We start from the raw sequence: 4,026 nt of genomic DNA on the forward strand, positions 1-4,026 counted from the left end.
GTGCAGCTCGCCGCCGCGCACGCCGCGTTGGAGTCGGGCGTGAGCGTGCTCACCGGCGGCCCCGGCACCGGCAAGAGCCGGACGGTGGCCGCCGTGGTGCGTCTCGCCTGGGCGGCGGACGCCGAGGTGGCCCTCGCCGCGCCGACGGGACGGGCCGCCAAGCGGCTCGAGGAGTTGTGCGGGGCGCCGGCGAGCACGCTGCACCGGCTGCTCGGCGCCCAGGGCCGCGGCGGCGGGTTCGCCCGCGGCGAGCACAACCCGCTCGACGCCGACCTGATCGTCGTCGACGAGGCGTCCATGCTCGACGCGGAGCTCGCCGCGGCGCTGCTCGACGCCTGCGCCGACGGCACCCATCTGATGTTCGTCGGCGACCCGGCGCAGCTGCCGAGCATCGGCCCCGGCCAGGTGCTCACCGACCTGCTGGAAACAGGCGTCGAATCGGGCGAGGTGCCGGTCACCGAGCTGCGCCGGCTGTACCGGCAGGTGGAGGGCGGTGCCATCGCCACGCTGGCCGCCGCGGTGCGCGGCGGTGAGCTGCCGCCTCCCCCGCCCGGTCCCGGCCGGGAGGTCGTCGTCGTGGCGGCGAACAGCTCCGGGGAGGCCGCCCACCGCACAGTGCAGCTCGTCACCGACTCCATCCCCCGGGCGCTGGGCATCGCCGCCGTCGACATCCAGGTCGTCACCCCGGTGCACGCCGGCCCCGCCGGCACCACGGCGCTCAACGCGGCCCTCAAGCGGGTGCTCAATCCGGGCCCGGGGGCGAACTCCGGCTATGACGTCGGGGACCGGGTCGTCGCGACCGCGAACCACACCGACGTCGGCTTCGCCAACGGTGAGATCGGCACCGTCCTCGCCACCGCCGAGCGCGGCGCGCTGCGGGTCGGCTTCCCCGGTGGAGTCGTCGAGGTACCCGCCGGCCTGCTCGGGGATCTCCGGCACGGCTGGGCGGTCACCGTGCACCGGGCCCAGGGCAGCGAGTGGGCCGCGGTCGTCGCGGTCTTCCCACCCGAGGCGGGGCGGATGCTCACCCGGCCGCTGATCTACACGGCGCTGACCCGCGCCGCGAGCCACCTCTCGATCGTGGCGGTGAACGGCCCCGCCGTGCGCCACGCGGTGCGCAGCGCGGGCGGGCGGCGCCGCGTGACCTCCCTGGCGGCCCTGCTCGCCGGCGTCGAGGCCGGCGAACTCGACGAGGGCCTGGAGGACGACGACAGGGAGGACGCCGACCTCGACGGCGGCCGCGTGGACGGCGGCCGCGTGGACGGCACCCCCGCCGTCGCGACGACTGTGACGCCCAGGTGACGGACGATGCAGACCTCGCCCCGGGATGAGCAGAGACCGACGGCACCGCCAGCCCCGGTTCCCACCCCCCGGCGGTCGTCGCCCCGCAGACGGGAGGCAAGATCATGGCCTATGAGGATGGGTAGCGTTCCCATCGTGGACGCGGACGCGGGGGAAACGCCGAACGCACCCCCGGAGGCCGGCTCCGGCCCGACGCTCCTGCCTGGCCTGCGCCCGCCCGACGCCCACGACACCCCCGAGCCCAGTGCCGGCGCCAGTGCCGGCACCGACGCCACCCCCGGCGCCACCCCCGGAGCCGGCACCACCCCCGGCTCCGGCACCACCCCCGGCTCCAGCTCCCTCGCGGGCATCGTCCGGCGCGGTGGGCGGCGCTGGTCGTCCGCCGTCCGTGGCTACCTCGCGTCGCACGCGCACGGGGCTCTGCTCGTTCTCGTCGCGGTCATCGTCGCCATCGGCGGGCTGATGCGGTTCGCGACGCCGAGCCATCTGTGGCTCGACGAGTCGCTCACCGTGGCGATCGCCAACCGCCCGGTCCCGGACGTACTGCACGCTCTGCGCCACGACGGCTCACCGCCGCTGTACTACCTGCTGCTGCACGTGTGGATCGCGGTCTTCGGCGACAGTGATGTCGCGGTCCGGGCGCTGTCCGGGGTGCTGTCCCTGCTGACGCTGCCGCTGGCCTGGCTCGCCGGGCGCCGGGTCGGCCGGTTCGCCACCGCCGCCGGCAACGCGGACCGGGACGCGCCGGCCTGGGTGGGCGTGGCGACCCTGCTGATGTTCACCTGTTCGCCGTACGCCATCCGCTACGGCAGCGAGACCCGCATGTACTCGCTGGTCGTGCTGCTGGTGCTGGTGTTCGGGTTCGCGGCGGTGCGGGCGCTGGAACGGTCCAGCCTCCCCCGGCTGGCGACGCTGACGCTGGCCACGGCGGCCCTGGTGTACACGCATTACTGGACGTTCCTGGTCATCTTCACCGTCGCCGCGTTCCTGCTGCTGCAGGCCCGGCGGCGGCCGTACTACCGGCGCGTCACGCTGCGGGCGTTCGCCGCGATGGCCGCCTCGGCGGTGCTGTTCGCCCCGTGGATGCCGTCGTTCCTGTTCCAGATGCTGCACACCGGCACCCCGTGGGCGCCGAAGGTACAGGCGCAGGTGCTGCTCGACACGGTCTTCGACTGGGCCGGCCCGCAGTCGACGGGGGCGTTGCTCGGCGTGGTGCTGCTCGGCGGGGCGCTCATCGGGCTCACCGCCCGCCCGGCCGGCGGCCGCGAGCTCGCGGTCCGGGTGACGGGTCGGGTGCCGGGCCGCTACCTGGCGGCGATCTGGCTGCTGCCGCTGGTGCTCGCGTATCTGGTGAACTCCTTCGGCGGCAGCGCCTACGCCGAGCGCTACACCGGCATCGCGCTGCCCGCCTGCCTGCTGCTGGCCTCCCTCGGGATCGCCGTGCTGCCGGGCACCCGGGTGCGCGCGATCGTGCTGGCCGTCGCGGTGTTCAGCGGCCTGGTCGGCGGCTGGCAGCTCGCCCGCACCGAACGCACCCAGTCCGGGGAGATCGCCGGGCGGATCGTCGCCCTGGCCCGCCCCGGCGACGTGGTCGCCTACTGCCCCGACCAGCTCGGACCGGCGGTGCACCGCGCGCTCGTGCGGCGCGGGCCGCTGACCGTCCGGGAGATCGTCTACGCGGACAACTCCGGCCCGGCCCTGGTCGACTGGGTCGACTACGCCGACCGGATGAAACGGGCCAACGGCACGACGTTCGCCGCCGAGGTGAACGAGCTGGCCGGCCCGGACCACGCGGTGCTGCTGGTGCGCGCCGACGGCTACCGGTTCCTGGAGGGCGCCTGCGCGGTGCTGTCCGACCAGCTCGCGACCCTGCGGGACCGCACCGTCCAGGTGGAACGGCGCGATCTCTACGAGGGCGCGGCGCTGGAGCGTTTCTCCACGTTGCGCTGAGCCTCGTCGGGTGGCCCGGCCGGCTCCGACACCGGGCCGTCCGACACCGGGCCGTCCGACACCGGGCCGTCCGACACCGGGCCGCACAGCAGCACGGCGGCCAGGACGAGCAGGCCCATCGGCAGCGTGTAGTGGTTGAAGAACGTCTGCTTGTTCATCAGGTCCAGCACAACCGTGACCAGTGCGCCGCCGAGGCAGAAGCCGACGGCGTTCCCCCGGGCCCACCAGATGCCCGCGTAGGCCGCGGCGAGCGCGACCAGCGCGGGCAGGAAACCGACCGTGACTGCGAAATGGGACGCCCAGCCCGGCACCGACAGCGAGTGCCCCAGCACCCGGTAGTGCAGGTTCGTCCAGACAGCGTCGTCGATGAAGTCCCGCGGCCCGGCGAGCACCCAGGGGGCAACGAACAGCGCCGCGAGACCCGCGGCGAGCCCCGCCCGCCGCACGCCGAACGCCGGCCACAGGGCGGCGACCGGCAGCAGCAGGACGATGTGCTGCTTCGCCGCGAGGGCCAGCGCGAACGCGACCACGGCGGCGCGGGGATGCCCGCCGCGCACCGCGAGGACCATCGCCGCCAGGCAGGCGACCAGCACAGGCTCCGTCCACGACTGTTGCAGGGCGTACATCGACTCGGGAAAGATCACGACCAGCAGCGGCAGCATCGCGAGCACCGGCGCTGCCCGGTCACCCGTCCCGGCCACCCCGGCACGATCCGGCACACCCGCCGCGTCGGCGGCGGCGCCGCCCGCGGACCGGGCCGCACCGCCCGCGGAC

General features: G+C 75.1%; 2 protein-coding genes and 1 pseudogene. 2 read left to right on the top strand and 1 reads right to left on the bottom strand.

Translation table 11 applies throughout. From position 1 onward, the window contains the following. Both MXD58_RS22135 and MXD58_RS22140 read left to right on the top strand, forming a co-directional pair. On the top strand, positions 1–1,302 hold a 1,302-nt coding region (locus tag MXD58_RS22135), incomplete at its 5' end, for an ATP-dependent DNA helicase (protein ID WP_250609844.1). Positions 1,303–1,419: 117 nt separating this feature from the next. Continuing rightward, positions 1,420–3,252 carry a glycosyltransferase family 39 protein gene (locus tag MXD58_RS22140; protein WP_248840349.1) on the top strand — a complete coding sequence of 611 codons (1,833 nt, stop codon included), beginning with the start codon at positions 1,420–1,422 and terminating at the stop codon, positions 3,250–3,252. On the opposite strand, the pseudogene MXD58_RS22145 reads toward MXD58_RS22140, so the two are convergent. Then, positions 3,210–4,026 (bottom strand): annotated as a pseudogene (locus MXD58_RS22145) (glycosyltransferase); the annotation flags it as partial. The gene MXD58_RS22140 and the pseudogene MXD58_RS22145 overlap by 43 nt on opposite strands.

The sequence above is a fragment of the Frankia sp. AgKG'84/4 genome, from assembly GCF_023242965.2.
In the GTDB taxonomy this organism is placed as follows: Bacteria; Actinomycetota; Actinomycetes; order Frankiales; family Frankiaceae; genus Frankia.

What these genes read in the sequence shown, in the direction of transcription:
- MXD58_RS22140 (WP_248840349.1), top strand. Translation starts at nt 1,420, where the DNA reads ATGGGTAGCGTTCCCATCGTGGACGCGGACGCGGGGGAAACGCCGAAC.